27 protein-coding genes and 1 tRNA gene are annotated in these 25,497 nt (G+C 33.8%); 11 read left to right on the top strand and 17 right to left on the bottom strand.

Annotated features, from left to right (window positions below; all coding sequences use genetic code 11):
* Positions 1-3 precede the first annotated feature (3 nt).
* From ASC72_RS21100 to ASC72_RS21080, 5 genes are all read right to left on the bottom strand, one after another.
* Complete coding sequence (locus ASC72_RS21100) at positions 4-675, bottom strand: copper homeostasis protein CutC (RefSeq protein WP_056195598.1); 672 nt, start codon at positions 673-675, stop codon at positions 4-6.
* 101 nt (positions 676-776) lie between these two features.
* Positions 777-1,784, bottom strand: a complete 1,008-nt coding sequence (locus ASC72_RS21095; protein ID WP_056195595.1) for a 3-oxoacyl-ACP synthase III family protein — start codon at positions 1,782-1,784, stop codon at positions 777-779.
* 388 nt (positions 1,785-2,172) lie between these two features.
* Positions 2,173-3,123 (bottom strand): ABC transporter ATP-binding protein, encoded by a 951-nt coding sequence (locus tag ASC72_RS21090; protein WP_056195592.1) that lies wholly within the window; start codon positions 3,121-3,123, stop codon positions 2,173-2,175.
* 104 nt (positions 3,124-3,227) lie between these two features.
* Positions 3,228-3,923 (bottom strand): OmpA family protein, encoded by a 696-nt coding sequence (locus ASC72_RS21085; protein WP_056195589.1) that lies wholly within the window; start codon positions 3,921-3,923, stop codon positions 3,228-3,230.
* A gap of 17 nt (positions 3,924-3,940) precedes the next feature.
* The gene (locus ASC72_RS21080) at positions 3,941-4,444 is read right to left on the bottom strand and encodes a lipocalin family protein (RefSeq protein WP_056195903.1); all 504 of its coding nucleotides are present in this window, start codon (positions 4,442-4,444) and stop codon (positions 3,941-3,943) included.
* 198 nt (positions 4,445-4,642) lie between these two features.
* Here ASC72_RS21080 and htpG point away from each other — a divergent pair, with 198 nt between their 5' ends.
* From htpG to ASC72_RS21065, 3 genes are all read left to right on the top strand, one after another.
* Positions 4,643-6,526 (top strand): molecular chaperone HtpG, encoded by a 1,884-nt coding sequence (htpG, locus tag ASC72_RS21075; RefSeq protein ID WP_056195587.1) that lies wholly within the window; start codon positions 4,643-4,645, stop codon positions 6,524-6,526.
* 120 nt (positions 6,527-6,646) lie between these two features.
* Positions 6,647-7,462, top strand: a complete 816-nt coding sequence (locus tag ASC72_RS21070) for a hypothetical protein (RefSeq protein WP_056195585.1) — start codon at positions 6,647-6,649, stop codon at positions 7,460-7,462.
* A 131-nt stretch (positions 7,463-7,593) separates the two neighbouring features.
* Positions 7,594-8,310 (top strand): DUF4369 domain-containing protein, encoded by a 717-nt coding sequence (locus ASC72_RS21065; RefSeq protein WP_056195582.1) that lies wholly within the window; start codon positions 7,594-7,596, stop codon positions 8,308-8,310.
* 230 nt (positions 8,311-8,540) lie between these two features.
* Here ASC72_RS21065 and ASC72_RS21060 read toward each other — a convergent pair.
* From ASC72_RS21060 to idi, 6 genes are all read right to left on the bottom strand, one after another.
* Positions 8,541-8,614: transfer RNA gene (locus ASC72_RS21060), tRNA-Thr, on the bottom strand.
* A gap of 78 nt (positions 8,615-8,692) precedes the next feature.
* Positions 8,693-8,959 carry a hypothetical protein gene (locus ASC72_RS21055; protein WP_026982865.1) on the bottom strand — a complete coding sequence of 89 codons (267 nt, stop codon included), beginning with the start codon at positions 8,957-8,959 and terminating at the stop codon, positions 8,693-8,695.
* Positions 8,960-9,016: 57 nt separating this feature from the next.
* Positions 9,017-9,985 carry a type I phosphomannose isomerase catalytic subunit gene (locus tag ASC72_RS21050; RefSeq protein WP_056195579.1) on the bottom strand — a complete coding sequence of 323 codons (969 nt, stop codon included), beginning with the start codon at positions 9,983-9,985 and terminating at the stop codon, positions 9,017-9,019.
* Between the two features lie 55 nt (positions 9,986-10,040).
* Entirely contained in the window at positions 10,041-10,499 is a 459-nt protein-coding gene (locus ASC72_RS21045) for a peroxiredoxin (protein WP_056195578.1), read from the bottom strand.
* Between the two features lie 3 nt (positions 10,500-10,502).
* On the bottom strand, positions 10,503-10,913 hold the full coding sequence (locus ASC72_RS21040) for a 6-carboxytetrahydropterin synthase (RefSeq protein ID WP_056195575.1): 411 nt from the start codon (positions 10,911-10,913) through the stop codon (positions 10,503-10,505).
* Positions 10,914-10,935: 22 nt separating this feature from the next.
* On the bottom strand, positions 10,936-11,463 hold the full coding sequence (gene idi, locus ASC72_RS21035; protein WP_056195571.1) for an isopentenyl-diphosphate Delta-isomerase: 528 nt from the start codon (positions 11,461-11,463) through the stop codon (positions 10,936-10,938).
* 296 nt (positions 11,464-11,759) lie between these two features.
* Between idi and msrB the strand changes: the two genes are divergently transcribed.
* Positions 11,760-12,314 carry a peptide-methionine (R)-S-oxide reductase MsrB gene (gene msrB, locus ASC72_RS21030; RefSeq protein ID WP_056195568.1) on the top strand — a complete coding sequence of 185 codons (555 nt, stop codon included), beginning with the start codon at positions 11,760-11,762 and terminating at the stop codon, positions 12,312-12,314.
* Positions 12,315-12,321: 7 nt separating this feature from the next.
* Positions 12,322-12,930, top strand: a complete 609-nt coding sequence (gene msrA / locus ASC72_RS21025) for a peptide-methionine (S)-S-oxide reductase MsrA (protein WP_056195566.1) — start codon at positions 12,322-12,324, stop codon at positions 12,928-12,930.
* Positions 12,931-12,992: 62 nt separating this feature from the next.
* Here the strand turns inward: msrA and ASC72_RS21020 are convergent, their stop codons facing one another.
* On the bottom strand, positions 12,993-13,430 hold the full coding sequence (locus ASC72_RS21020; protein WP_056195563.1) for an META domain-containing protein: 438 nt from the start codon (positions 13,428-13,430) through the stop codon (positions 12,993-12,995).
* Between the two features lie 478 nt (positions 13,431-13,908).
* On the opposite strand from ASC72_RS21020, the gene ASC72_RS21015 reads away from it, so the two are divergent.
* Both ASC72_RS21015 and ASC72_RS21010 read left to right on the top strand, forming a co-directional pair.
* Entirely contained in the window at positions 13,909-15,312 is a 1,404-nt protein-coding gene (locus ASC72_RS21015; protein ID WP_056195560.1) for an aminopeptidase P N-terminal domain-containing protein, read from the top strand.
* Between the two features lie 207 nt (positions 15,313-15,519).
* Positions 15,520-16,479: a quinone oxidoreductase gene (locus ASC72_RS21010; RefSeq protein ID WP_056195556.1), complete on the top strand. Its 960-nt coding sequence runs from the start codon at positions 15,520-15,522 to the stop codon at positions 16,477-16,479.
* Between the two features lie 94 nt (positions 16,480-16,573).
* Here ASC72_RS21010 and ASC72_RS21005 read toward each other — a convergent pair whose 3' ends face one another.
* Both ASC72_RS21005 and ASC72_RS21000 read right to left on the bottom strand, forming a co-directional pair.
* Positions 16,574-17,662, bottom strand: coding sequence for a hypothetical protein (locus ASC72_RS21005; RefSeq protein WP_056195553.1), 1,089 nt, complete (start codon positions 17,660-17,662; stop codon positions 16,574-16,576).
* A gap of 91 nt (positions 17,663-17,753) precedes the next feature.
* A complete protein-coding gene (locus ASC72_RS21000; RefSeq protein ID WP_056195550.1) occupies positions 17,754-19,313 on the bottom strand; it encodes an NAD(P)/FAD-dependent oxidoreductase in 1,560 nt (519 codons plus the stop codon).
* 148 nt (positions 19,314-19,461) lie between these two features.
* On the opposite strand from ASC72_RS21000, the gene ASC72_RS20995 reads away from it, so the two are divergent.
* The gene (locus tag ASC72_RS20995; RefSeq protein ID WP_056195547.1) at positions 19,462-19,701 is read left to right on the top strand and encodes a hypothetical protein; all 240 of its coding nucleotides are present in this window, start codon (positions 19,462-19,464) and stop codon (positions 19,699-19,701) included.
* A gap of 96 nt (positions 19,702-19,797) precedes the next feature.
* On the opposite strand, the gene ASC72_RS20990 is transcribed toward ASC72_RS20995, so the two are convergent.
* The 3 genes from ASC72_RS20990 to recQ are packed head-to-tail and all read right to left on the bottom strand — an operon-like array spanning position 19,798 to position 23,192.
* Positions 19,798-20,220, bottom strand: coding sequence for a hypothetical protein (locus ASC72_RS20990; protein ID WP_056195545.1), 423 nt, complete (start codon positions 20,218-20,220; stop codon positions 19,798-19,800).
* Positions 20,221-20,225: 5 nt separating this feature from the next.
* Entirely contained in the window at positions 20,226-20,987 is a 762-nt protein-coding gene (locus ASC72_RS20985; RefSeq protein ID WP_056195541.1) for a hypothetical protein, read from the bottom strand.
* A 9-nt stretch (positions 20,988-20,996) separates the two neighbouring features.
* Positions 20,997-23,192, bottom strand: a complete 2,196-nt coding sequence (gene recQ / locus ASC72_RS20980; RefSeq protein WP_056195536.1) for a DNA helicase RecQ — start codon at positions 23,190-23,192, stop codon at positions 20,997-20,999.
* 87 nt (positions 23,193-23,279) lie between these two features.
* Here recQ and ASC72_RS20975 point away from each other — a divergent pair, with 87 nt between their 5' ends.
* The 3 genes from ASC72_RS20975 to ASC72_RS20965 are packed head-to-tail and all read left to right on the top strand — an operon-like array spanning position 23,280 to position 25,403.
* Complete coding sequence (locus ASC72_RS20975) at positions 23,280-24,245, top strand: SIS domain-containing protein (protein ID WP_056195534.1); 966 nt, start codon at positions 23,280-23,282, stop codon at positions 24,243-24,245.
* Positions 24,245-25,060 (top strand): twin-arginine translocase subunit TatC, encoded by an 816-nt coding sequence (gene tatC, locus ASC72_RS20970; protein WP_056195531.1) that lies wholly within the window; start codon positions 24,245-24,247, stop codon positions 25,058-25,060. Before ASC72_RS20975 ends, tatC begins: the two co-directional genes overlap by 1 nt.
* On the top strand, positions 25,053-25,403 hold the full coding sequence (locus ASC72_RS20965) for a carboxymuconolactone decarboxylase family protein (protein WP_056195528.1): 351 nt from the start codon (positions 25,053-25,055) through the stop codon (positions 25,401-25,403). Before tatC ends, ASC72_RS20965 begins: the two co-directional genes overlap by 8 nt.
* Positions 25,404-25,497: the final 94 nt, after the last annotated feature.

Genomic DNA, 25,497 nt, shown 5'->3' with positions numbered 1-25,497 from the left:
TGCTTATAAAAAATTTCGTAATTCTTTTATTTCTTCCGGATTTGCAGTTTCCGTATTATCTGTTATTGCCGATGAATGATAAAAAGTTGGCTCCAGTTTTTCCTGTAATAATTTAATATTAGATGATCTGAGACCACCTCCGGGCATAATTTCAATTCGGTCTTTAGCCCATTTCTGAATTTTTTCTAAATCAAATATTCCTTCTTCAACATTTATTCCCTGACCAGAAGTCAGGATGGTATTAAAGCCGCAATCAATTACATCTTTAAGGGATTTCCTGATATCTTTCACCACATCAAAAGCACGATGAAAAGTGCACGAAAGCGGATGAGCCAGATCAACTAACTCTTTATTCCGTCTTTTATTGACATTTCCATTCTCCTTTAAAATTCCAAACACAAACCCATCGACTCCAAGTTTTTTAAATTGCTTGATATCTTGTTTCATTTCGACAAACTCATCATCTGTATAAACAAAATTTCCACCACGAGGCCTTATAATGACATGCATTTTTATGGATAATTTTTCGCGTACTCTAACCGCTAAGATTGGATTAGGTGTTGTTCCGCCAAGCTGCATATTATCACATAGTTCGATTCGGTCCGCTCCATTTTCCTGCGCGATTATTGCCGATTCGTAGTTGAAACATGCTATTTCGAGTTGATTTTTTTTCATTTTGATTAAATTATATTTTCTCAAAAACTACAAACCACTAAATTATAAAAAAACCTGCTCTTAACAGAGCAGGTTTTAAATATAATGTAAGATGAATTAAATTACCATTTAATAATAGCGCTCGCCCAGGTGAATCCACTTCCGAAAGCCGCTAAAACTACTGTATCTCCCGATTTGATTTTGCCTTGTTCCCAAGCTTCTGTCAAAGCAATTGGAATAGAGGCTGCAGTTGTGTTTCCGTACTTCTGAATATTATTATGCACCTGATCATCTGTCAATTTGAATTTATTCTGAATGAATTGTGAGATTCTCAAATTCGCCTGATGAGGAATCAGCATATCAATATCTGAAACCTGCAAACCGTTTGCTTCTAAACCTTCATTGATTACTTCTGCAAAACGAACGACTGCATTTTTAAATACAAATTGTCCGTTCATGTATGGATAATAACTTTCGTCATTTGGGTCATTATCAGCAATAATATCAGTTACCCAACGTGCTCCCATTCCCGGTGCCTGCAAAGCTAATTCTTCAGCATGCTGACCTTCTGAATGTAAATGTGTAGATAAAATTCCTTTTGATAAATCTTCTTCACGACTTAAAACGGCTGCTCCTGCTCCATCTCCAAAAATTACCGACACTCCGCGTCCACGAGTTGTCATGTCCAATCCTGTTGAATGCACCTCAGAACCAATTACCAAAATGTTTTTATACATTCCGGTTTTAATGTATTGATCTGCAACAGAAATTGCATAAACAAAACCAGAACATTGATTTCGAACATCTAATGCTCCAACGGTTCTTAATCCTAAATCGCGTTGCACTAAAACTCCGGGACCTGGAAAATAGTAATCTGGGCTTAATGTTGCAAAAACGACAAAATCAATATCTTCTTTGGCTACGCCAGAACGTTCTATTGCAATTTTAGCAGCCTTTACTCCCATTGAAGTTGTGGTATCTTCTCCACGAATGATATGTCTGCGCTCCTGAATTCCGGTTCTTTCCTGAATCCATTCGTCATTGGTATCAATTAACTTAGACAAATCATCGTTGGTCACAACATTTGAAGGAACATAATAACCTAAGCCCGCTATTTTTGAATGATACATATTCTTTTATTATTTGTTAAAAAATTGGATTGCAAATTTAAGTATACTTTAAAACATAAGCGTACAAATTACTATTTTTTTCGTTATTAGCAATTTAATATAGTTTAATTATATATTGGATAATGTTTTTTTATTGATTGAAAAACCAGTTAATACAGCTAAAAAATGAAAAGTATTTAAAAGTGAGCAAAAGTAAATACTGCTAACTTTCTAAATATAATTTAGCAAAAAGATCCGTTTTAGGGAGGTTTAAAAACTAGACAATCTATAAATATGTATAAAAAACAAACCCGACAGCTTTCAAAACTGTCGGGTTTGCTTTTTATAGGGTAAAACGAATTATCTAATTATCAAATTGACACATTATCTAATTCTAAAATTCCCTCATTTATAGATAATTCAATCCTAAGAAAATTTCCTGTTCCAATGGCAAATCAATTTCGCTTTCAAAAAAGATCAATTGCCTTTTATAAACGGTTTCGATCAAATAATGATTACCTCTAAAATAAGTTCTTCTGATTTTTACCGGCAATTTAGACTCCGTAAGCATTTTAAGCTGATGCGGATATACTAATGTTTTATGGGTTTCGTCTTCATAATCAAGCAATATGTGAGTTGGTATTTCATTTACTTCACCAAATAAAGAAGCGACATATTTAGTTTCAGGATCTTCGTAAATCTTTGTTGGATTATCTTTCACGATAATTTCGCCATTACGCATTACAATCGCTTCATCAGCAAAAGATAATGCATCTGTACTATCATGAGTTGCAATAATACAGGTAATTCCTTTTTGCTTTAAATATCGGAACAAATTTCGGCGTAAAGCATTTTTACGAAAAGCATCGATTTGACTAAAAGGTTCGTCAAGTAAAATCACTTCCGGCTCTAAGGCCAAAACCCGCACCAAAGCTACACGTTGTTGTTGTCCTCCACTTAAAAATTTAGCTTTTATATTAGAGAACTGCTCCATTTCAACCATCTCCAGTAACTCCTGCACACGTAGTTTCTTCATATTGGCAAAACCATTGGAAAGAAATTTTCCAACATTTTCAGCTACTGTTTCAAATGGAGACAAATCAAAATCCTGAGCCAGATATTTCATATAAGGCATTCCCGGAATCAGATTGTATTTTGGACCTAAGATTGGTTTTTCATTATAAAAAATCTTGCCTTCATCTAAATCATATAGACCATACATTAGTTTAAGAAGCGTACTTTTTCCGCAGCCACTTTCGCCAATAATAGCAATGTTTTCGCCTTTATTTATAGTAAATGAAACGTCTTTAATAACGGGTTTATCGGTATACGAGAAAGAAATATTCTGAATGTCGAGCATGGGTTGTATTTGAAAGTCCAAATTTACAATGTTTAAATCCTAAAGTCAAAAAAAAAGCTGCTTCAATTAAGAAACAGCTTTTAAAATTTTTTATTGTATCGAAACTATTTTCCAGCTTCAGATTTAGCATCGTTTACCATTTTGTCATTTGCTGTAATAGCAAACTCAACACGACGGTTTTGGCTTCTTCCTTCCGGAGTATCATTAGTTGCGATTGGATCAGCGATTCCTAAACCAGAAGTTTTGAAACGGCTTGATTTTAATCCTTTTGCTACTAAATAAGCTTGTACAGAAGCTGCTCTTTGTCCTGAAAGAGTCAGGTTATATTCTGGTTTTCCTGTATTATCAGTATATCCAAAAATTTGAATGTCAGTATCTCCATATTCACTAAATACAGGAATCAATTTATCTAAATTAGCTTTTGCCTGAGTAGTCAAAGTTGATTTGTTAGTATCAAAACGAACTGCATTTTCGTTCAAAGTTAAGTGAATTCCTTCCCCTACTCTTTCAACATCAGCACCAGGTAAAGCCTGATCGATTTCACGAGCTTGTTTGTCCATTTTGTTTCCAATAAGCGCTCCTGTTCCACCACCAACGGCAGCACCAATAGCAGCACCTAAAGCAGCGTTTCCGCCTTTTCCTAAATTATTCCCTAAAATACCACCAATAAGTCCACCGGCAACTACTCCAATTCCGGCACCTTTTTGTGTGTTATTCGCATTTTTAACTGAATCGCAGCTTGCAAAAAAACTAACTAATACAAGTAAACTACTTAACCCTAAAACTGTTATCTTTTTCATGTGTATATATTTTAATATTAATTGGCTCTTTGAAATTGGTAAGTAACATCTTTAGTTTGTCCACCTACATTAATGTTGTCGATTAATTGAAATGAATTATCACTCAAACCTGCAATTTTTAATAAATATCCTTCTCTAACATTTTTTGATTTTGTTCCAGGATTAACAATTTTTAATACAAAAAGACCCTGATTATTGATACTCCAAACAATTGGAGAAGTAAATGCAGTACAACTTGGCGCTGTTAATGTCATTGTACCTTTATTATTATTCGAAATAAAATTCCAGGTACTACCAATAAAGCATTTAGAATCGGCAAGATCAAAAGAATTCACTTTGATATAATCAGAACCCGGATAAGATACATTGGTAAGAACCCAATTTCCTTTGATAGCAACTTGAGTTGATTTGTCAAGTTTAGTTGAAAGCGTTGTTGCTTCTGTAGAAGCGGTTGTAGACGAAGCTGATTTACACGCGAATACCATCGTGGCGATCATGCACATGAAAATGATTTTCTTCATTTGGACATTTTTTAAGTTAATACTTACACCTTTAACAATTAGTGTACCACAAAGATACGATTCATTGAATATTAACAGTTCCAAAATCTAATTATTTTCTTTCAAAATTAACACTTGCGACATTTTGTCATTCAAAAAACAATTGGTATTCTATTTGAAGGAATGAGAATCATCACATTAAACTAAAAATTAAAAAATATGACAACAGGTAAAATTAATGTTTCAGTAGAAAACATCTTTCCTTTAATCAAAAAGTTCTTGTATAGCGACCACGAAATTTTCTTGCGTGAGCTTGTTTCAAACGGAACCGATGCTACTTTAAAATTAAAACACCTTATTAGCATTGGCGAAGCTAAAGTTGAATACGGAAATCCGGTTATCGAAATTAAAGTAGATAAAGAAGGAAAAAAAATCCACATTATTGACCAGGGTTTAGGTATGACTGCTGATGAAGTAGAAAAATACATCAATCAGGTTGCTTTTTCGGGAGCAGAAGAATTCCTTGATAAATACAAAGATTCTGCTAAAGATTCTGGAATTATTGGCCACTTTGGTCTTGGTTTCTATTCTGCATTTATGGTTGCTGAAAAAGTAGAAATCATTACAAAATCATACAAAGATGAACCAGCTGCACACTGGACTTGTGACGGTAGCCCTGAATTTACTTTAGAGCCAGCTGACAAAACTTCACGTGGTACTGAAATCATTCTTCATATTGCTGAAGATTCTCTTGAATTTTTAGAAGATTCTAAAATTGCTGGTTTATTAAATAAGTATAATAAGTTTATGCCTGTGCCGATTAAATTCGGAACAAAAACAGAAACACTTCCAAAACCGGAAGATGCTCCTGAAGATTATATCAATGAAACTGTTGAAATTGATAACATCATCAACAACCCAAACCCGGCATGGACAAAACAGCCAACTGAATTATCTGAGGAAGATTATAAAAACTTCTACAGAGAATTGTATCCAATGCAGTTTGAAGAGCCTTTATTCAACATTCATTTAAATGTAGATTATCCGTTTAACTTAACCGGAATTTTGTATTTCCCTAAGTTAGGTACAGATATGCAAATTCAGAAAGATAAAATTCAATTGTACCAAAACCAGGTTTACGTTACGGATAATGTAGAAGGAATTGTACCTGAATTTTTGACGATGTTAAAAGGTGTGATTGATTCTCCGGATATTCCTTTGAACGTTTCCCGTTCAGGTTTACAGGCTGATGGTGCAGTGAAGAAAATCTCAAACTACATTACTCGTAAAGTCGCTGATAAACTGAAAGCTTTGTTCAATGAAAATCGCGCTGATTTTGAAGCAAAATGGAACGATATTAAAATTGTTTTAGAGTACGGAATGCTTTCTGAAGATAAATTCTACGAAAAAGCGGGTGCATTTGTATTGTACCCAACTGTAGATGATACTTATTTCACTTTAGAAGAGTTAAAAGAGAAATTAAAAGAAAACCAAACAGATAAAGACGGAAAATTAGTAGTTCTTTATGCCGGAAATAAAGATGCTCAGCACTCTTATATTGAAACAGCAAAAGAAAAAGGATACGAAGTATTGCTTTTAGATTCTCCTATTATCTCGCACTTAATTCAAAAAATTGAAGGCGATAATAAAGATGTAACTTTTGTTCGTGTGGATTCTGACCATATTGATAACTTAATTAAAAAAGACGAAAACACGATTTCTAAATTATCTGATGAAGAAAAAGAAACCCTTAAAACTTCATTAGAAGCTTATATTCCTAAAGCATATTCTGTACAATTGGAAGCTATGGACAGTCAGGCAGCTCCATTCATTATCACGCAACCAGAATTTATGCGTAGAATGAAAGAAATGAGCCAGTCAGGCGGCGGCGGAATGTTCGGAATGGGTAATATGCCCGAAATGTACAATTTAATAGTAAACACCAATTCAGATTTGGCTACAAGCATTTTGAATACAGAAGATAAAACACATCAGGAACACTTGGTAAAACAAGCTTTAGATCTAGCAAAGTTATCGCAAAACCTTTTAAAAGGTGAAGCCTTGACTGCTTTTGTAAAAAGAAGTTTCGAAATGATTAAATAAGGTTTTTATAAAAAAATACTTTTTAAAATCCTGTGAGTCTGACTTACAGGATTTTTTTATTGTAATTCATTTTTTTTATTACATTTGAATGCCTTTAATCTAATATTAAATTAAACTACTATGAAAAAAACCGCTTTTTTACTTTTAAGTATTTGCGCTACAGCATTAATTTATGTTTCTTGTTCTAGTGACGATGTTGCCAATCAGACCGACACAACGACTGTTAGAGCCTCTGTTGTAATAGATGCAGCCAATGAAATGGACATTAATACTGGTTTACTGGTTACAAACAGTTCTCCAACAGCAAAACAAACTGAAACACCAGTTACAGGAATCTGTGCAACAGTTACAGTAGTAGGAACTACCTATCCAAAAGTATATACAGTCGATTATGGAACAACAGGTTGTACACAGAATCAACTTTTAAGAAAAGGGAAATTAAAAATTACGCTTTCAGGACCAATTATCACGACTGGAAGTAAATTGACTATCGAAAGAATTGACTATTCTATCAACGGAATAAAACTGGAAGGAACAATTGAATACACCAACACTACTACCGTTGCTACTGTACCGCAATGGACCAGAAAAGTAACCAACGGAAAATTTACTGATCTTCAGGGAAGGGTTTATACAAATTCAGGAACACATACTGTAAAACAAACAGCAGGTGTTGACACACCTTATGTTTTAGAAGACAACGTTTATGAAATGACAGAAGGAAACCATACTGTAACTACAGAAACAGGCACGAGCTTAACGTTGACCGTTCAGGAAACATTGGTTAAAAAATACTCTTGCGTTTACATTTCTAAAGGAAAACTAAAAGTTGAAGGCGGATTCCTTAAAGGAGTGATTGACTATGGAAACAATGATTGCGACAGCAATTTCACTTACACACACGAAAGCGGAGTTGGCTATAACTTATCAATGTAAAACTCTCATTTTTATAAAAATACAAAATCCCAATTTAGAAATAGATTGGGATTTATTTTTTAGGAAAATTTAAACTCCGAATCATTACATTCAAACTATTTTCTTTATTTTGCACCAAAATCTAAAAACCAATGAAAAAATCAATTATTGCTTTTGTTGCACTTGCCCTATTAGCATCATGTAGTAAAAAAGAATCTGCTGACAACCTGCACATCACAGGAAACATTAAAGGATTAAAAAACGGAACTTTATATATTCAAAGAATTGTTGACACTTCGCTTGTTGCAATTGACAGTATCAAAATAGACGGAAACTCAGCTTTTGAGCGCGATATCAAATTAGAATCTCCAGAAATGCTTTATTTATTCCTGGATCGTGGAGTAACAAACTCAATGGACAACAATATTCTGTTCTTTGCAGAACCTGGCAACATTAATATCGAGACTAACTTAGATAATTTTATTTATGGTGCTAAAATAACTGGGTCGAAAAATCAGGAATTATACGAAGAATACAAAAAGATCAATTCTCGTTTTAATGATGAAAACCTTGCAATGGTAGAACCAAGATTTAAAGCGATCAAAAGACAAGATCAAAAAGCAATTGACAGTCTTGATGCAAAACAAGAATCTAACATCAAAAGAAAATACTTATACGCTACAAACTTTGCTATCAACCATAAAGATTACGAAATAGCACCTTATATCGCTTTAGCTGAGATTTATGACATTAACGTTAAGTTTCTTGATACCATTCAAAAATCAATGACTCCAAAAGTAGCAAAATCACTTTACGGTAAAAAGTTAACCAAATACGTTGCTGATATTAAAAAGCAAGAGCAAAAATAATTTCATCATAAAAAAAGTCCTAAATATTTCAGGACTTTTTTTATGATGAAAATTCCAAAATTAAAATCCCAAATTCCAATTACAGACATTGTTCTGTCAAGATTGGAATTTGGGATTTTTTTTCAGTCCGCAGCAAAATTGGAATTTGGAATTTCTAAAATTGGAATTTATTTTTTTTGTGTTTGAAGCAAAAAAAAAAACCACCACTAAAAAGTGATGGTTTTATGTTGAGCCGGCGGAGGGACTCGAACCCACGACCTGCTGATTACAAATCAGCTGCTCTAGCCAACTGAGCTACGCTGGCGACTCATTACGGGTGCAAATATAAARCGGTTTTTCGTTTTACCAAAATAAATTTGCACTTTTTTATACTTTTTTTTGCTTACAATTCGTTGATTTTAGCAATCAATTGATTAGCAGTTTCTTCCAATTCAACATTGATTTGTTTGAAATGTGCTTTTTTGTTTTCAACGTTCTTTGCGTTCACTTTTGTGATCAAAGTATCAAAAGCAGCAATAGCCTGATCGATCAAAGCATTCGTTTCTGGAGTAGGATTTCCTGTTGTAGACATTTCAAATAAGTAAATTGCCTCAATAATATCTCCTAATACGAAGTTGATGTCTTTCTTTAAATTTTTAACGTTTGCCATTTTTATTTTTATTTTAATTTGCGTCTGCAAAAGTACATATAATCTTTAGATTTAGCCCTATGAAATGTAAATTTCTAAAATTGAAGCTTTTCCGTTCAAAATAAATGCATTTATCTCAGCCGGAACCAAAACAGTATCTCCTTTTATATAACTTTGTTTGAAGCCATCAAATTCAATTTCAAAACTTCCTTCAATACACATATAAACTGTAAATGTTTCTCCGGATTTAGAAACTTCCAATTTATTTTCTAACGGAATAAAATTGGTCGTGAAATAAGGGCAATCTACAACTGTATTTGAAGTATTGATTTTTGTTTCGTATTTCTTCTGTGTGTCTACTTTATTATAATTGATAGCATCAAGCGCTAGATCTACGTGCAATTCTCTTTTATTTCCCTGTGCATCAACACGATCAAAATCGTATAAACGATACGTAATATCAGAAGTTTGCTGAATTTCAGCCACAACCAAACCGGCACCAATGGCATGAACCGTTCCTGTTTCTAAAAAGAAAACATCTCCGGCTTTTGCTTTGACATCATCTAAAATAGAAACCAGCGAATTATCGTGTAAGTGCTTTAGATATTCTTCTTTACTTGAATCCTCCTTAAAACCAACAATGATTCTGGAATCGGCGTCAGCCTGCATAACGTACCACATTTCGGTTTTACCAAAAGAATTATGACGTTCTTTTGCTAATTTATCATTTGGATGAACCTGAATCGAAAGATCTTCGCGAGCATCTAAATATTTAAAAAGTAATGGAAACTGTTTTCCGAAACGTTTGTAAACTGCCGTTCCTAAAATTTCATTTGGTGTTTCATCAATAAGATCCATCAATGATTTTCCTTTTAAAATTCCATTAGCAACAACACTCACATCACCTTCAACAGTTGATAACTCCCAGCTTTCACCGGTAATTCTAGAAACTATTGGTTTATTCAGAATTGTTTTTAATTTTTCTCCGCCCCAGATTCTGTCTTTCAAAATGGGTTCGAATTGTAAAGGGTATAAGTTTGGCTTCATTTTTTTGGCTAATATCTTTATTAAATTGCTATTGAACTAATACTAATTCTTTAATTTATAATACTAATTCTCTAATTGTTTCTAAGGCTTTCTCAATATGTCTGGCTGCGTTCATACTATCAAAAATATAAATCACAACGCCATTTCTGTCTATAATATAAGTTACTCTTCCTGGTAAAAGACCAAATAAATTATTTCGGACTCCAAAAAGTTGTCTCAGTCTTTTATCTGGATCTGATAACAATATAAAAGGCAATTCATGTTTCTTGGCAAATTTATGATGCGATTTTACGCTATCACTACTAATCCCAATTACCTCAGCACCTAAATCCTTGAAATCTTCGTACTGATCCCGAAAGCTACAAGCTTCAGTAGTACAACCGGGGGTATTATCTTTTGGATAAAAATAAATCACAAGAGGCTTTCGACCTAAAAAACTTTTGCTTTCAAAAACTTCTCCGTGACTATCTTTTGCAGTAAAATTCGGAACTATATCTCCTATTTTTAATGACATTTATTATTCTCCTTTATAAGTTACAAAATTGCGGTCCGTTTCATTCAAAACGACTTCTAAATCAAAGTCGGCATGAATTTTTTTTCTAATTTTATTCCATATCACAACCGCAATATTTTCAGCAGTTGGATTCAAATCCTGAAATTCCGGAACATCCAGATTCAGATTTTTGTGATCAAATGGTATTTCTACTTCTTCATGTATAATATCCGCTAATACTTTCACATCTAAAACAAAACCAGTTTCCGGGTCAATTTTTCCTGTAACACTTACTGTTAAACCATAATTATGACCATGAAAATTGGGATTATTACATTTTCCAAAAACGGCATTGTTTTTCTCAAATGTCCAATCTTTCCTGTGCAATCGATGTGCAGCATTAAAATGTGCTTTTCTTGATATGGTTACTTTCATTTGGGTTGTTGGTTAGTCTTTGTTAAATTTTATGGTCTTCTAAATAATGATAAAATTCATCAAAAATTATTTTGAACCAAACGGTATAAATTTCGGGCTGTTTCTCAATATCTTCTTTAATATCTTCAATTTTCATCCATTTCCAATCCTCTACTTCATCCTGATTAATAGCAGGGTTTTCATTAAAATATCCAATCATAACGTGATCGAGCTCATGCTCTGTTAAGCCGTTATCAAAAGGAGCTTTGTATATAAAATGAAAAAGTTCTTTCAATTCCGTTTTAAAACCCATTTCTTCAAACAATCTTCTGCTTCCTGCTTCGATGTTGGCTTCACCTTCACGCTGATGACTGCAACAGGTGTTTGTCCAGAGTAAAGGAGAATGATATTTTTGATGAGCACGTTGTTGTAACATTACTTCGTTTTTACTGTTTAAGATAAAAACAGAAAATGCACGGTGCAAAAGTGCTTTTTCATGCGCTTCCAGTTTTGGCATTAAGCCAATTTGTTCATCATTTTGATTGACTAATATTACGTTTTCTTCTATCATATGGCGTTTTGTACAAACAAAAATACGAAAAAAGAAATGCTTTGAAAATCCTGATAGAGATTGTGAAAAGTTTAACGAGCCCTCATTTTCACAAGTCTTTAATATTCAAAACTTTAAAAACAGCTATTTATTTAAAATCCCTTAAAAATAAGCTTAAAAAACTATATGCGCAGCTTTTACGTAAATAAAAAAAAGTTAAAACATACTTAAAAAAAACTCAATTGTAAATTAGCCGACATTTCGAAACTAACTCTCGTCGTACCTTTGGCTTACAAAATTAAAGCCTCACAAAAATTATGAAAACAAGAACTCAATTTTTCAGCCTTTGCTTTTTAATTCCGCTTTTTATTTTGCAGGCATGCGGCCAATCAACAAAAAAGCAAAACACAAAAACCATTGTTATGGAAAACAAAATCAATAAACCCGGAAATCCATATTATTCAAATACTGACACAACCGTACTGCATGTAAGCAATGCAGAGTGGAAAAAAGTATTGCCGGAAGATGTTTACGCTGTAATGCGTGAAGCTGATACCGAAAGGCCTTTTACAGGAAAATACTGGAACACTGATGAAAAAGGAACTTACTATTGCGCTTCGTGCGGCAACAAACTCTTTAGGTCCGGAGCCAAATTTGCAAGCAGTTGCGGCTGGCCAAGTTTTTTTGAACAGGACAACAAAAAAAGTGTGGTTTACAAAGAAGACAACTCACTTGGAATGGAAAGAACCGAAGCCCTTTGCGGACGTTGCGGCGGGCATTTAGGTCATTTATTTGATGATGGTCCTGAGCCAACCGGAAAACGCTATTGCATGAACTCAATTGCCCTTGACTTTATTCCTGATAACAAATAACACGAAAATGAAAAATACCATTTTAATTTGCCTTTTTGCTTTATCCTTAAACGGATTTGCACAAAACAAAAAAGCTTCAAACCTTGAAACAATAACGCTTGGCGGAGGATGTTACTGGTGTGTTGAAGCAGTTTACGAAAATTTAGACGGAGTAAAATCTGTTGTTTCCGGTTTCTCCGGGGGAAATGTTGCCAATCCTACTTATGAAGAAGTTTGCACAGGTGAAACAGGTCACGCCGAAGTTGTTCAGATAACTTACGACAAAACTGTAACGGATATCAATGAAATTTTCAAGGTTTTCTTTACGGTTCACGATCCGACAACTTTAAACCGTCAGGGTGCCGATGTTGGAACACAATATCGATCTGTGATTTTTTATAAAAACGACGAACAAAGAAAAGCAGCTCAAAGCATTATTGCTGAACTCAACAAAGCAAAAGTATATAGTAGTCCGATTGTAACAAAAGTAGAACCTTTTAAAAAGTTTTACAAAGCAGAAGATTATCATCAGAATTATTATGCAAACAACAAAAGTCAGCCGTATTGCAAAATGGTAATTCAGCCAAAACTAGAAAAATTCGAAAAAGTCTTTAAAGACAAACTCAAAAAGAAATAAAACCATAAAAAAAGGGAAATGAAGTAACTCATTTCCCTTTTCTTTTATATTGATTTTTAAAACTATTGTTTAGCCCCTTTTTTAAATCTCATCATTGGCACATCGTCCTGAATTAAATTTAGTTTTCCGTCTTTATCAATAGAATAACTTGTTATTTTTTTCATTTGCTGTAAAAACTGCTGTTCTCCTCCGCCATCGCAAAACATCATTGTTGTTGGTCCAGGTTCTCCAAAAGTTAAAGATTTTCCATTTAGAGTATAGGGTGCACTATATCCGTTACATCCATTATTACCATAAACTTTTGTTTCTTTCTGGTCAAAAGTAATTTGTGGCTTTTTATTTGGATACAATCCTTCAAAAGCAATTCTTGGTCCGGAAATATATTCTAATTCCCAGGTTGTATCGTAAATATTGGCTGTGCTTTTGGCTTCTTTTGATGCCATACATGAAGTAAGTAATAAGGTTAAAACTGAAACGACTGCAATTGTATATTTTTTCATAAAATTTACTTTTTAAGATTAAAATTGTTTTACAAAATATTTCCTTCTCAATATTCGTGCCCGGCAGCAAGTTTTATAAAATTTAATATTTCGTAAAAGACCTCTGATTTCATTATTAAAGTGCAATTTCTGATCTCTAAGTTACATCATTTTAATTTAAAAAGCTACAGATCAAATATTTAAACAAAAAGATACTGAGATGCTAAGTGACTAAGATTCTAAGTATAGTTTTTTCATCTTTTGCATGCTCCAGAGGAGCATAATATTTATAGCCAACAATTATAAGGTTAAAAAAAGCTCCAGCGGAGCTACATGTCATTGATCATTATAAAAGTCATATCGCTCCGCTGGAGCTTTTTTCAACAGGTATTATTAATCGTAAACATGACATACCTATGGGATTAAAAAACATATGATTGCATTTTTTTTGTAATTTGCGATTATAAAAAACTAAAATCATCAATAAAAAATCAAAAAAATGAAGCAATTTCTTTTATTTTTTACTTTATTAATTAGTGCTATCGCTATTCAGGCACAAGAAAACCTTCCGACAGATTATCTTTCAAAAGAATTTCATAAAGGTCGACGTGAAGCCTTTAGAAATCTAATGCCTGCTAATTCAGTTGCCGTAGTTTTCTCTTATCCGGAAAGAGTCTTTTCTAAAGATGTTAATTACAATTTTCACCAAAATCCGGATATGTATTACCTGACTGGGTATAAAGAACCGGATGGTGTTTTATTACTATTTAAAGAACCACAAGGAGTCGAAAAATACACTGAAGTTCTTTTTGTGAGAGAAAGAAATGCACAAAAAGAAATTTGGACAGGAAGACGTTTAGGTATCGAAGGCGCTACATCTAGATTAGGTTTTTCTAACGTTTATAATGGCAGCGACTTTAATGCTTTTAAAATAGATTTTAAGAAATTTGACCAAATCATTTATGACAAAATTCCGACAGATCTTGAAGGAAATAAAAGTGGATTTGATCTTTTTGGTCTGCTGCAAATTTTTAAAAGCAAAGCGGAAATCACCAACCAAAACGAAGCATCAATAAAGTTATTTTCAAGCATCACAAACGCACTTCGTGAAATCAAAACTCCGGAAGAAATGAATTTAATGCGTAAAACCGTTAAACTTTCCTGTGTTGCTCACAACGAAGTCATGAAAGCCGTTGGTCCTGATATGAGCGAAAATGAAGCAGACGGAATCCATGCCTATATCCATAGAAAATATGGCGCCGAAGGCGAAGGTTATCCGCCAATTGTTGGTGTTGGAGCAAATGGATGTATTTTGCATTATGGCGAAAACAACAGCACAAAAATGGACAATCAATTATTGTTGATGGATGTCGGCTCTGAATATCATGGTTATTCTGCTGATGTTACCAGAACCATTCCGGCAAACGGAAAATTTACCGAAGAACAAAAAGCCATTTATCAATTGGTTTATGATGCTCAGGAAGAAGTTTTCAAAATTTGTAAAGAAGGAACTCGCATTCAGGATTTAAATACAAAATCAAGAGAGGTGATCACAGCAGGATTAATTAAGCTTGGAATCATCACAGATCCCCAGGATTCCAGAATTTATTATCCGCACGGATGCTCACATTTTCTTGGTTTGGATGTTCATGATAAAGGAAATTACGGAGGCAATTTAAAAGAAAATATGATTCTGACTGTTGAACCGGGAATTTATATTCCGGCAAACAGTAAATGCGATAAAAAGTGGTGGAATATTGGTGTTCGTATCGAAGATGATATCGCTATCAAAAAAGATTCCTATGAAAATCTTTCTGTCGAGTCGCCAAGAAAATGGGAGGATGTTGAAAAAATGGCAGCGCAGAAAAGTACTTTCAATGACATGAAATTTCCAAAAATATAAATTATTTCTTGCCACAGATTAAAAGATTTTCGCAGATTATAATAATTAGACTTAAGCCAAAAAATCTTTTTTAATCTTTTAATCTGTGGCAAAAAAAACAAAACCTCGTTTCAATTTCAAACTAGGTTTTTTTATGCAGTTTTAAGAAAAGCTTTTTAAACTTCCACTGAATTTTACCGTACTTTGTATCCTCAAAATTTAAAAAAAATGAAAGCACTTACCTTTTCTTCTTTCGGGAATTCTGATGTTTTAGAATACATCGAAATTCCGGATCCGCAATTAAAAAACGATGAAATTTTAGTCGAAATGAAAGCCATCGGATTGAATTTTGCTGATGTTTACAGACGAAAGGGAAATTATCATTTAAAAGGAAATCCGCCATATATTGCAGGTTATGAAGGAGCCGGAATTGTAGTTGATACTAATAATCATTCTGAATATAAAATTGGAGATCGTGTGGCTTTCGCCGATGTTCCTTTCGCCAATGCCGAACTAGTTGCCGTAAACACAAATCACGTTTTACCGTTACCTGAAACGATTTCTTTTGAAACTGCCGCGGCTATTTTATTACAAGGTTTAACCGCACATTATCTAGCGACCGACAGTCACAAAACTACAAAAGGAGAAACGGTTTTAATTCATGCGGTTGCTGGCGGAGTCGGCCAGACACTAATACAAATCAGCAAACTTTTGGACGCTAATGTTATCGGTTTAACCTCATCAGCAGACAAAGCAAAGGTTGCCATTGAACTAGGTGCTGATCATGTTTTTCTTTATAATGATGATTGGAAATCACAAGTTTTCAAAATAATCCCAAATGGTGTTGATGTTGTTTATGACAGTATAGGAAGTACATTAATGGAAAGTTTTGAAGTCACAAAAGAATGTGGTCAGGTCGTTTTCTTCGGAATGGCAGGCGGTGATCCAAAACCTGTAGATCCAAGAATGCTAATGGACGGTTCTAAAACTTTAACGGGCGGCGATTTATGGAGTTATTTAAATTCAAAAGAAGAACGAATCAAAAGAGCCAATCAATTATTCAATTGGATTATCGAAGGAAAAATTACGCTTTCAACTCCAACATCTTTCAAATTATCCGAAGGAAAACTGGCACATGATTATCTCGAAAGCCGAAAAAGTACCGGGAAAATAATTCTGATTCCGTAAAAAATAAGAACTGATATAAAGTTTTTTCGCCACGAATTCACGAATTATTAAAATTAAAATTCGTGAATTCGTGGCGATTTTTTTTCGTTTTATACTATAACTGATTAATCTCAATCTTCGTCAACTCAGACAATGCTAAAATCCTGCCTACATCACTTTTATTTGCTACAAAAAACAAATAATTATCTCCATGTGTGTCATAAGTCATTAATTCCAAATCTAATTTTTCTAATGCTGATTGAATATAAGGAAACAAATTATGACTATATGTTTCTTCCGGATATGCAAAATTAAGATCCTGACCAATCATTTCTGAAATGAAATGCTCAGCATCTTCCGGATCAAATTTCCAATCGCTGTTCCAGCAATCCACACTATCAAAAAGACCCCAGTGTGCTTCAACCGATTCGTGATAATTATCCGGTCCCTTTTTAAAATTCTTTAAAAGCTTTTTCGATTGTTTTTTAACCAGTTTATCGTCTGCATTTCCTCTTGAAACTAATTTGATAAATTCTTCAAAAGTCTCAACTTTAACGTCTTCAATTTCTATTAAATTTTCTAATGAAGGAAGTGCAATACTTTGCGAAATTTCAATATTTAAATATTGGCAGATTCCCTGTAAAACCAACTTAAAATCTTTAATTGCTATTTCCTGACTTTCATTCTTTGGAGTGTTAAAATCTAAAAGTTCACTATCCAACAATCCTTTTGTATAATCGAAAAAATGTGTTCCTGAATATAAAATTTTAAAATCGTTGGTTTCTAAACTATTGGTACAGCAAAAAAAGATAATGAAATTTTTTATGGAACGCTTAAAGAACTTTTTTTCATCAGAAGTTGGCTCCGAATAAAACTGAATGTGTATAAAATCATATTCTAATCCCTGGTCTATTATATCCTGAGAAAGAACTCCAATATCCATTTTTTTATAAAGCTCATTTAAAACTTCATAAGAATTATTAAAGCCTGCTTTTTTAATTTCTGCTCTGCTTTCTTCATGATCTAATGAACTGGGAAAATAAAATAAATTAACCGATACATCTTCCTTAATTCCTTTTACTTTAAGTTCAAGACTTGCCTGCACGTTATATAAGTGCGAATAAATTGAATCAATAATATCAAAAGAAATAATTGATTGCGGGTCGTTATTTCGACCGAATAAATTAGAAAAAAAGTTTTTCATTAGAGTTTACAGGTTTTTTTTTTTAGAAATTCTTATAACTAAAGAATTAAATATAAGAATATTCAAATAAATAAAAAATCTGATAAATTAATTATTTCAAAGTTTCAGCAATCATCAAAGCGCATTTTTCGCCATCAATCGCTGCAGATATAATGCCGCCTGCATACCCTGCGCCTTCTCCACACGGATACAAACCTTTTATTTGTAAATGCTCGTAAGTCAAAGGATCTCTCGGAATTCTGACCGGTGATGAAGTTCTGCTTTCCGGAGCGTGTAAAATTGCTTCGTTTGTTAAATAACCACGCATTGATTTTCCAAATTCTGTAAAACCTTCACGCAAAATTTGAGATAAAAATCCCGGAAAAACTTGTCCCATTTCCACCGAAGTTGTTCCCGGAACATACGACGTTTTCGGAATATCTGCCGAAACTTTATTTTGAGTAAAATCGACCATCCTTTGTGCCGGAACCTTTTGAGTTTCACCTGCCAAATGCCAGGCTTTTTGTTCAATGCTTTTTTGAAATTCCATTCCGGCCAAAGCGCCAAATTTCGCAAAAGGCTTAAAATCTTCTAATTTCAATTCGATCACGATTCCGGAGTTTGCCGTAACCTGATCACGTTTCGATGGCGACCAGCCGTTGGTTACCACTTCACCCGGACTCGTTGCGCAAGGCGCAATGACACCACCCGGACACATGCAAAACGAATACATACCTCGTCCATTAACTTGTTTTACGATAGAATAGGGCGCCGGAGGTAAATGTTCTCCACGATAATCACAGCTGTATTGAATACTGTCAATTAATTGCTGTGAATGTTCTGCCCGAACACCCAAAGCAAAAGGTTTTGCTTCTATAAAAATTTTCTTTTTATCTAACAATTCAAAAATATCCCGCGCGGAATGTCCGGTCGCTAAGATTAACTTATTCGCAAGAACCTTGTCTCCGGTTTGCGTTACGATTCCTTCAACTTCATTATTTTTTACCAAAATATCAGTCACACGGGTATCAAACAAAACCTGTCCACCAAACTCGATGATTTTGTTTCGGATATCTTCAATGATTTTAGGTAATTTATTCGTACCGATATGCGGATGCGCTTCAACCAAAATATCTCCAGAAGCTCCAAAAGCCACTAAAAGTTCTAAAATTCTGGTTACATCGCCACGTTTTTTAGAACGTGTATATAATTTTCCGTCAGAATACGTTCCAGCTCCGCCTTCTCCAAAACAATAATTAGAATCTTCATTAACTAAATGATCCACATTGATTGCTTTTAAGTCACGTCGGCGACCACGAACGTCTTTTCCGCGTTCGATTACAATGGGTTTTAAGCCTAATTCAATTAATTGCAATGCTGCAAAAAGTCCGGCCGGACCAGCGCCAACCACAATTACTTCCTGTGCAGAAGAAACATCTTTATATAGAGGTAATTCGATTTTAGTTTCCTGAAAAGCTTCGCCTTGCAGATAAATAATAACTTTCAAATTGATTTTGATCGTCTTTTGACGTGCGTCAATCGAACGTTTTAAAATAGTAATATGTTGAATTTCTTTAGGAGAAACTTTAATTTGTTTAGACAAATAGTCTTTCAGCAACAATTCGTTTGCAGCTGTTTCGGGAGTTACCTGAAGTAAAAGTTCTCTTGGCATTGTGTTTTATTTTTCAATTAGCTTTTCTATTTATGAAAAGAACATGCAAAAATAACATTTTGAACTGAAATTAAGAGTTTAATATAAAATCCATTTTCAAATTAGACTTTGTACCTTTGCCTCTCTGAACCTTTGCACCTTAAAAACAATGTCTAGAAAAATAAAATTAATTTGGGATTTCCGTGGTCCGGCTTCTGCGAAAACTGCCGAACATCATGAAATTCATTTGAAAGAATATATCGTTATAGAAAAACTTCCCCTAAATATTACGGGTTTTAAAATTGTAAACGACATGCACGCGACTGCTTTCATGGTTGTAAACGAAGAAAATATGATTTCGGTAAGAGATGCTTTGAAACCACATCGTGGGGAAGTCTTTGAAGGTTAAATTCCAATAGCTTATACAAATTCCAATAAAAAAATTCCAAATTCCAATTGCTACTGCGCTTGAAATTTGGAATTTAGATATTGTTTTTCCATCCCTTTATTTCAAATCAAGTCTATAATCGCTAAATGTATAGGTGTTGTCATCTTTTCCTAATAATTTAATACTTTTAAACTCAACAGATTCTTCACCATTCACTTGATAACTATAAACATCTATGTCTTTAGAACTTGATGGTGATTCATAAAACTTACCATTTTCTGTCCACCACTTTCCCTTTTCAGTAAAAGTCTGAACTTCGCAATCTTCTTTTGCAGTAAACATTATCATGTATGTACCATCTGCAAATCTTTGTTGTATCCAATGTTTTTCAACTCCCTCTATTTGAGCATCTTTTTCAAAACCTTTCCAAATACCAACTAATTTTGTGTCGTTGTCTTTTTTATCGATTGAAAAACTAAAAATTAAAATTGAAAACACTGTTAAAACAGCTATTTTTAATAATGGTGATACTTTTTTCATAAATATTATTTAGTTGGGATTTCTATTGTTTTCATATAATCAGATAAAAAAGCAAACATAAAAGAATCAATTTCTTTATCTGCTCTAAATTCAGCTTCCTTTTGCTTTAGTGATTTATTTTCTTTTCCAATGCCAGGATTTTCAATTAAGAACGAACTATTTGACATACCAAAAAAATCGCCTTCAGAATCTTTTTTAAATTCTTTAACTTTAAGCTTATACTCATCAGTTCGTTTATAATACTTAAAATAATCAATTTTAAATTTCTGAAATTCTTTCACAGTAAATTTTTTCGATTTAATATTGATTCCATTTTTTATTTCTATAAGATTATAGTTCTCATAAAGCGAACTATATCCCATATGAACATATTGAACCATTTTTCCTGATGGACATATTAATAAACCTGAATAAAAATCACATTCAAAATTAGATTTCGTTCCAAATACATCCTTATATATAGATATCAAAAAAAAATCCGTTTCGCCTTTACTGTTTTCTTTGTAATCTTCTTTATAAATATTTTCAACAACTAGTTTTCCATCTAGAAATTTAAAATACGCAATATACCCACGCCAATTTCCACTGGAAATACTATGTATTAAATTCTGTGGAAATGGATTAGTTTCAAAATATTTTTCTAACGGATTTGATTGTATTCGTAAAGTATCCTTATCAATGATCAAATAATCCGGAGTCTGAGCAGTCGCAAATGATTTGGTTGATACAAGAATAACAAAAGCAAAAAGCAATTTTAAAAACTTCATAAGCTTATTTTAATTAGCTACTTCACTAATAAACTTAATTCTCATCAATCTTAGTTCATCAATATCATAATCGCCATCGAATTCTTTAAGAGCATCTTCAATTTTGTCCGATTCTGATTCCATGAAATAATCGTGAATTTCTTCCTGTTGATCATCATCAAGCATGTCATCAACCCAATATTTAATATTAAGTTTAGTACCAGCGTACACGATTTGTTCCATTTCTTTAATCAAAGCATCCATTGTAAGACCTTTTGCTGATGCAATATCATTTAAGGACAATTTTCGATCTATATTCTGGATGATGTATAATTTATTCGCTGAATTAACTCCTGTAGATTTTACCACTAAATCGTCTGGACGGATAATATCATTATCTTCAACATAACGACTAATTAAGGCCACAAATTCTCCACCGTATTTTTTAGCTTTTCCTTCACCCACTCCATGAATATTATATAATTCAGTTAAAGAAATCGGGTATTTTAAAGCCATGTCTTCCAAGGAAGGATCCTGAAAAACAACAAACGGAGGAACGCCTAATTTTTTGGCTACTTTTTTACGAAGTTCGCGTAACATCCCCATTAAAACTTCATCTGCAGTACCGGATGATTTTGCAGCCGTCACAATTGCCTCATCTTCAGATTCATTATATTCATGATCTTCAGACATTAGAAAGGATACTGGCTTTTTAATAAAGTTCAAACCTTCTTTAGTGATTTTCACCACACCATACGTTTCAATGTCTTTTGATAAATAACCGGCAACCAATACTTGCCTTAATAAGGCCATCCAATATTTTTCGTCATGATCTGAACCAGAACCAAAAAACGATTGGGCATCTGTTTTATGTGCTTTGATAACTGCATTTACGCGGCCTATTAAAGTAAACACAATTTCTTTTGATTTGTAAATATGTTTGGTGTCACGAACGATTTCCAACAATTTAACAACCTGATCCTGCGCTTCAATTTTATTTTTAGGATTACGAACATTATCGTCCATATCTGCACCTTCTCCGGTTTCACTGTCAAATTCTTCACCAAAATAATGCAATAGGAATTTTCTTCGTGACATTGAGGTTTCGGCGTAAGCCACCACTTCCTGCAAAAGAGCAAAACCAATTTCCTGTTCAGCAACTGGTTTTCCAGACATGAATTTCTCCAGCTTTTCTACATCCTTATAAGAGTAATAAGCTAAACAATGTCCTTCTCCTCCATCACGACCGGCACGACCCGTTTCCTGATAATAACTTTCAAGTGATTTTGGAATGTCATGGTGAATTACAAAACGAACGTCTGGTTTATCAATTCCCATTCCAAACGCGATTGTTGCAACAACCACATCGACATCTTCCATCAAAAACATATCCTGATGTTTGGCTCGGGTTTTAGCATCCAAACCTGCATGATAAGGAACGGCACTGATTCCGTTAACTTGTAAAACTTCGGCAATAGATTCCACCTTTTTACGGCTCAGGCAGTAAATAATTCCGGATTTGCCTTTATGTTGTTTGATAAATCGAATAATATCCGATTCAATATTTTTTGTTTTTGTGCGAACTTCGTAGTATAAGTTCGGTCTGTTGAATGATGCTTTAAAAGTGTTCGCATCAGACATATCAAGGTTTTTCAGAATATCTTCCTGAACTTTTGGGGTTGCAGTAGCGGTAAGTCCTATAATAGGAACCTGTCCTAATTGTTTTATTATATTTTTTAGGTTTCGGTATTCCGGCCTAAAATCATGACCCCATTCTGAAATACAATGCGCTTCATCAATAGCGACAAATGAAATGGGCACACTCTGTAAAAAAGCCACATATTCTTCCTTAGTTAAAGATTCTGGGGCCACATATAAAAGTTTGGTCAAACCAGAAGTGATGTCTTTTTTGACTTGGGCAATTTCTGTTTTGGTGAGAGAGGAATTCAGTACATGAGCGATTCCGTTTTCTGAAGAAAGACTTCGAATCGCGTCAACCTGATTTTTCATCAAAGCAATCAAAGGAGAAACAACAATAGCTGTTCCGTCCTGAATTAAAGCGGGTAATTGATAACAAAGAGACTTTCCACCGCCAGTTGGCATAATTACAAAAGTATTCTTCTTATACAAAATACTCGTAATGACTTGCTCCTGCAAGCCCTTAAATTGGCTAAAGCCGAAATACTTCTTTAATTCCTTGTGTATTTCAATTTCGTTTGAATTCATTCTTTATATTAATGGATATTTTGTATAAATTTGCAACACATAAAGATACAACTTTCTTTTATACATACAAATTTTAAATATTCTGTTTTGATTTCAAAAGAAAATATATTGGCAATCGCCAAAAAAACTATACTATCTGAAAGTGAGGCAATTATAAAATTAATTGATTTTCTTGACGAAAATTTCTACGAAGCTGTTCAACGTATTTATGAAACCAAAGGCCGACTGATCGTTACGGGGATAGGAAAAAGCGCGATCATTGCTCAAAAAATGGTTGCTACTTTTAACTCTACCGGAACCCCTTCTATGTTTCTGCATGCCTCAGAAGCCATTCACGGCGACTTAGGAATGATACAAAAAGAGGATATCATTATTTGTATTTCAAAAAGCGGTAACAGTCCGGAAATAAAAATCCTGGTTCCTTTACTAAAACGTTTCGGAAACACTTTGATTGCCATCACAGGAAACGTAACTTCATCTTTGGCTAAAGGTTCTGACTATGTTTTGAACACCACCGTTGAAATGGAAGCCTGCCCTATAAACCTTGCTCCAACAAACAGCACCACAGCACAACTTGTAATGGGCGATGCACTGGCAGTTTGTTTGATGGAAATGCGCGATTTCAAACCAGAAGATTTTGCCGTATACCATCCCGGTGGTGCTTTAGGAAAAAAACTATTGCTTCGTGTGAAAGACATGATTGAACATTCGTTAAAACCCATGGTTGCACCGGACACTTCAATCAAAAAAGCTATTTTTGAAATCTCTGAAAAAAGATTAGGAGTAACAGCAGTAATCGAAAATGACAAAATTATAGGAATTATTACCGATGGAGATATCAGAAGAATGCTGAACGACAGAGATTCTATTGCTAATTTGACTGCGAAAGATATTATGTCGAGAAATCCGAAATTAGTCTCTTCTGAAACCATGGCGGTAGATGCCCTGAATATGATGGAAGATTTTTCAATAACGCAACTGATTGTTGCTGATAACGGCGAGTACAAAGGAGTATTACATTTACACGACATTTTAAAAGAAGGAATCGTATAATGGCAAAAAAGAACCTTGGCGAGATGTCATTTTTAGACCATCTTGAAGAACTAAGATGGTTATTAGTTAGAAGTACAACTGCAACACTGATAATGGCATTTGTTACTTATTTCATTAGTGATTATTTATTTGACAAAATCATTTTAGGTCCAACAAGACCTAGTTTTTTTACTTATGTATGGTTTTGCGATTTATCACACAAATTAGGATTCGCTGACAGTATTTGTATTACCGAACTGAATTTCATTATTCAGAATACTGAAATGGAAGGCCAGGTAAACATCTTTGTCTGGATGTGTATTTTGGCGGGCTTCATTTTAAGCTTTCCTTATATTTTATGGGAAATCTGGAAATTTATCAGTCCGGCATTATATGAGAAAGAAAGAAAAAATGCAAGGGTATTCATATTCGCTTCTTCTCTGCTTTTCTTTTTAGGAGTATTGTTTGGTTATTTTGTTGTTATTCCGATGTCGGTGAATTTCGTTGCGACTTTCTCTGTGAGTGATGTCGTGAAGAATCAATTTACGCTGGACTCTTATATGGGAATGGTAAAAACAAGTATCTTGGGTAGTGCAATCTTTTTTGAATTACCAATCGCTATTTATTTCTTAACCAAATTAGGATTAGTAACTCCTGAATTCTTAAGAAAATATTGGAAATATGCCGTAATAATCATTTTAATTATCGCTGCAATTGTAACGCCTCCAGACGTAGTAAGCCAGACTATTGTAGCAATACCAATGTTGCTTATCTACGAAGTGAGTATCCTGATTTCAAAGGTTGTTTATAGAAATAAATTAAAAGAAAATGTCTGATATCATACAAGAATTTAACGACTATCGTTCTAAAATGAACGAAAAATTATTAGCTGACAATAACAAAATCGTAAAGCGAATTTTCAACCTTGACACTAACGCTTATGCAGCGGGAGCTCTTGATGTAAAAACGAAAGAACTTTTAGGATTGGTAGCTTCGGCAGTTTTACGTTGTGATGACTGCGTCAAATATCACCTGGAAACAAGCCATAAAGAAGGCGTTACCAAAGAAGAAATGATGGAAGCAATGGGAATCGCAACTTTAGTTGGAGGAACAATCGTAATTCCGCATTTAAGAAGAGCTTACGAATTTTGGGAAGCTTTAGAAGAGGCTGGTAATTAGATAATTTCAATAGGATATGTTAATTCCTTTAATTGATTGATTAATTTTAACTTATTTTGCCTTTCCGAAAGAGAAAAGATAAATTTTTCCACAA

The sequence above is a fragment of the Flavobacterium sp. Root420 genome (assembly GCF_001427905.1).
Lineage (GTDB): Bacteria > Bacteroidota > Bacteroidia > Flavobacteriales > Flavobacteriaceae > Flavobacterium.
This window is presented reverse-complemented; position numbering and strand designations above follow the sequence as displayed.

Coding starts and splice junctions, on each gene's coding strand:
- ASC72_RS21100 (WP_056195598.1), bottom strand. CDS start 675: ATGAAAAAAAATCAACTCGAAATAGCATGTTTCAACTACGAATCGGCA.
- ASC72_RS21095 (WP_056195595.1), bottom strand. CDS start 1,784: ATGTATCATTCAAAAATAGCGGGCTTAGGTTATTATGTTCCTTCAAAT.
- ASC72_RS21090 (WP_056195592.1), bottom strand. CDS start 3,123: ATGCTCGACATTCAGAATATTTCTTTCTCGTATACCGATAAACCCGTT.
- ASC72_RS21085 (WP_056195589.1), bottom strand. CDS start 3,923: ATGAAAAAGATAACAGTTTTAGGGTTAAGTAGTTTACTTGTATTAGTT.
- ASC72_RS21080 (WP_056195903.1), bottom strand. CDS start 4,444: ATGAAGAAAATCATTTTCATGTGCATGATCGCCACGATGGTATTCGCG.
- htpG (WP_056195587.1), top strand. CDS start 4,643: ATGACAACAGGTAAAATTAATGTTTCAGTAGAAAACATCTTTCCTTTA.
- ASC72_RS21070 (WP_056195585.1), top strand. CDS start 6,647: ATGAAAAAAACCGCTTTTTTACTTTTAAGTATTTGCGCTACAGCATTA.
- ASC72_RS21065 (WP_056195582.1), top strand. CDS start 7,594: ATGAAAAAATCAATTATTGCTTTTGTTGCACTTGCCCTATTAGCATCA.
- ASC72_RS21055 (WP_026982865.1), bottom strand. CDS start 8,959: ATGGCAAACGTTAAAAATTTAAAGAAAGACATCAACTTCGTATTAGGA.
- ASC72_RS21050 (WP_056195579.1), bottom strand. CDS start 9,985: ATGAAGCCAAACTTATACCCTTTACAATTCGAACCCATTTTGAAAGAC.
- ASC72_RS21045 (WP_056195578.1), bottom strand. CDS start 10,499: ATGTCATTAAAAATAGGAGATATAGTTCCGAATTTTACTGCAAAAGAT.
- ASC72_RS21040 (WP_056195575.1), bottom strand. CDS start 10,913: ATGAAAGTAACCATATCAAGAAAAGCACATTTTAATGCTGCACATCGA.
- idi (WP_056195571.1), bottom strand. CDS start 11,463: ATGATAGAAGAAAACGTAATATTAGTCAATCAAAATGATGAACAAATT.
- msrB (WP_056195568.1), top strand. CDS start 11,760: ATGAAAACAAGAACTCAATTTTTCAGCCTTTGCTTTTTAATTCCGCTT.
- msrA (WP_056195566.1), top strand. CDS start 12,322: ATGAAAAATACCATTTTAATTTGCCTTTTTGCTTTATCCTTAAACGGA.
- ASC72_RS21020 (WP_056195563.1), bottom strand. CDS start 13,430: ATGAAAAAATATACAATTGCAGTCGTTTCAGTTTTAACCTTATTACTT.
- ASC72_RS21015 (WP_056195560.1), top strand. CDS start 13,909: ATGAAGCAATTTCTTTTATTTTTTACTTTATTAATTAGTGCTATCGCT.
- ASC72_RS21010 (WP_056195556.1), top strand. CDS start 15,520: ATGAAAGCACTTACCTTTTCTTCTTTCGGGAATTCTGATGTTTTAGAA.
- ASC72_RS21005 (WP_056195553.1), bottom strand. CDS start 17,662: ATGAAAAACTTTTTTTCTAATTTATTCGGTCGAAATAACGACCCGCAA.
- ASC72_RS21000 (WP_056195550.1), bottom strand. CDS start 19,313: ATGCCAAGAGAACTTTTACTTCAGGTAACTCCCGAAACAGCTGCAAAC.
- ASC72_RS20995 (WP_056195547.1), top strand. CDS start 19,462: ATGTCTAGAAAAATAAAATTAATTTGGGATTTCCGTGGTCCGGCTTCT.
- ASC72_RS20990 (WP_056195545.1), bottom strand. CDS start 20,220: ATGAAAAAAGTATCACCATTATTAAAAATAGCTGTTTTAACAGTGTTT.
- ASC72_RS20985 (WP_056195541.1), bottom strand. CDS start 20,987: ATGAAGTTTTTAAAATTGCTTTTTGCTTTTGTTATTCTTGTATCAACC.
- recQ (WP_056195536.1), bottom strand. CDS start 23,192: ATGAATTCAAACGAAATTGAAATACACAAGGAATTAAAGAAGTATTTC.
- tatC (WP_056195531.1), top strand. CDS start 24,245: ATGGCAAAAAAGAACCTTGGCGAGATGTCATTTTTAGACCATCTTGAA.
- ASC72_RS20965 (WP_056195528.1), top strand. CDS start 25,053: ATGTCTGATATCATACAAGAATTTAACGACTATCGTTCTAAAATGAAC.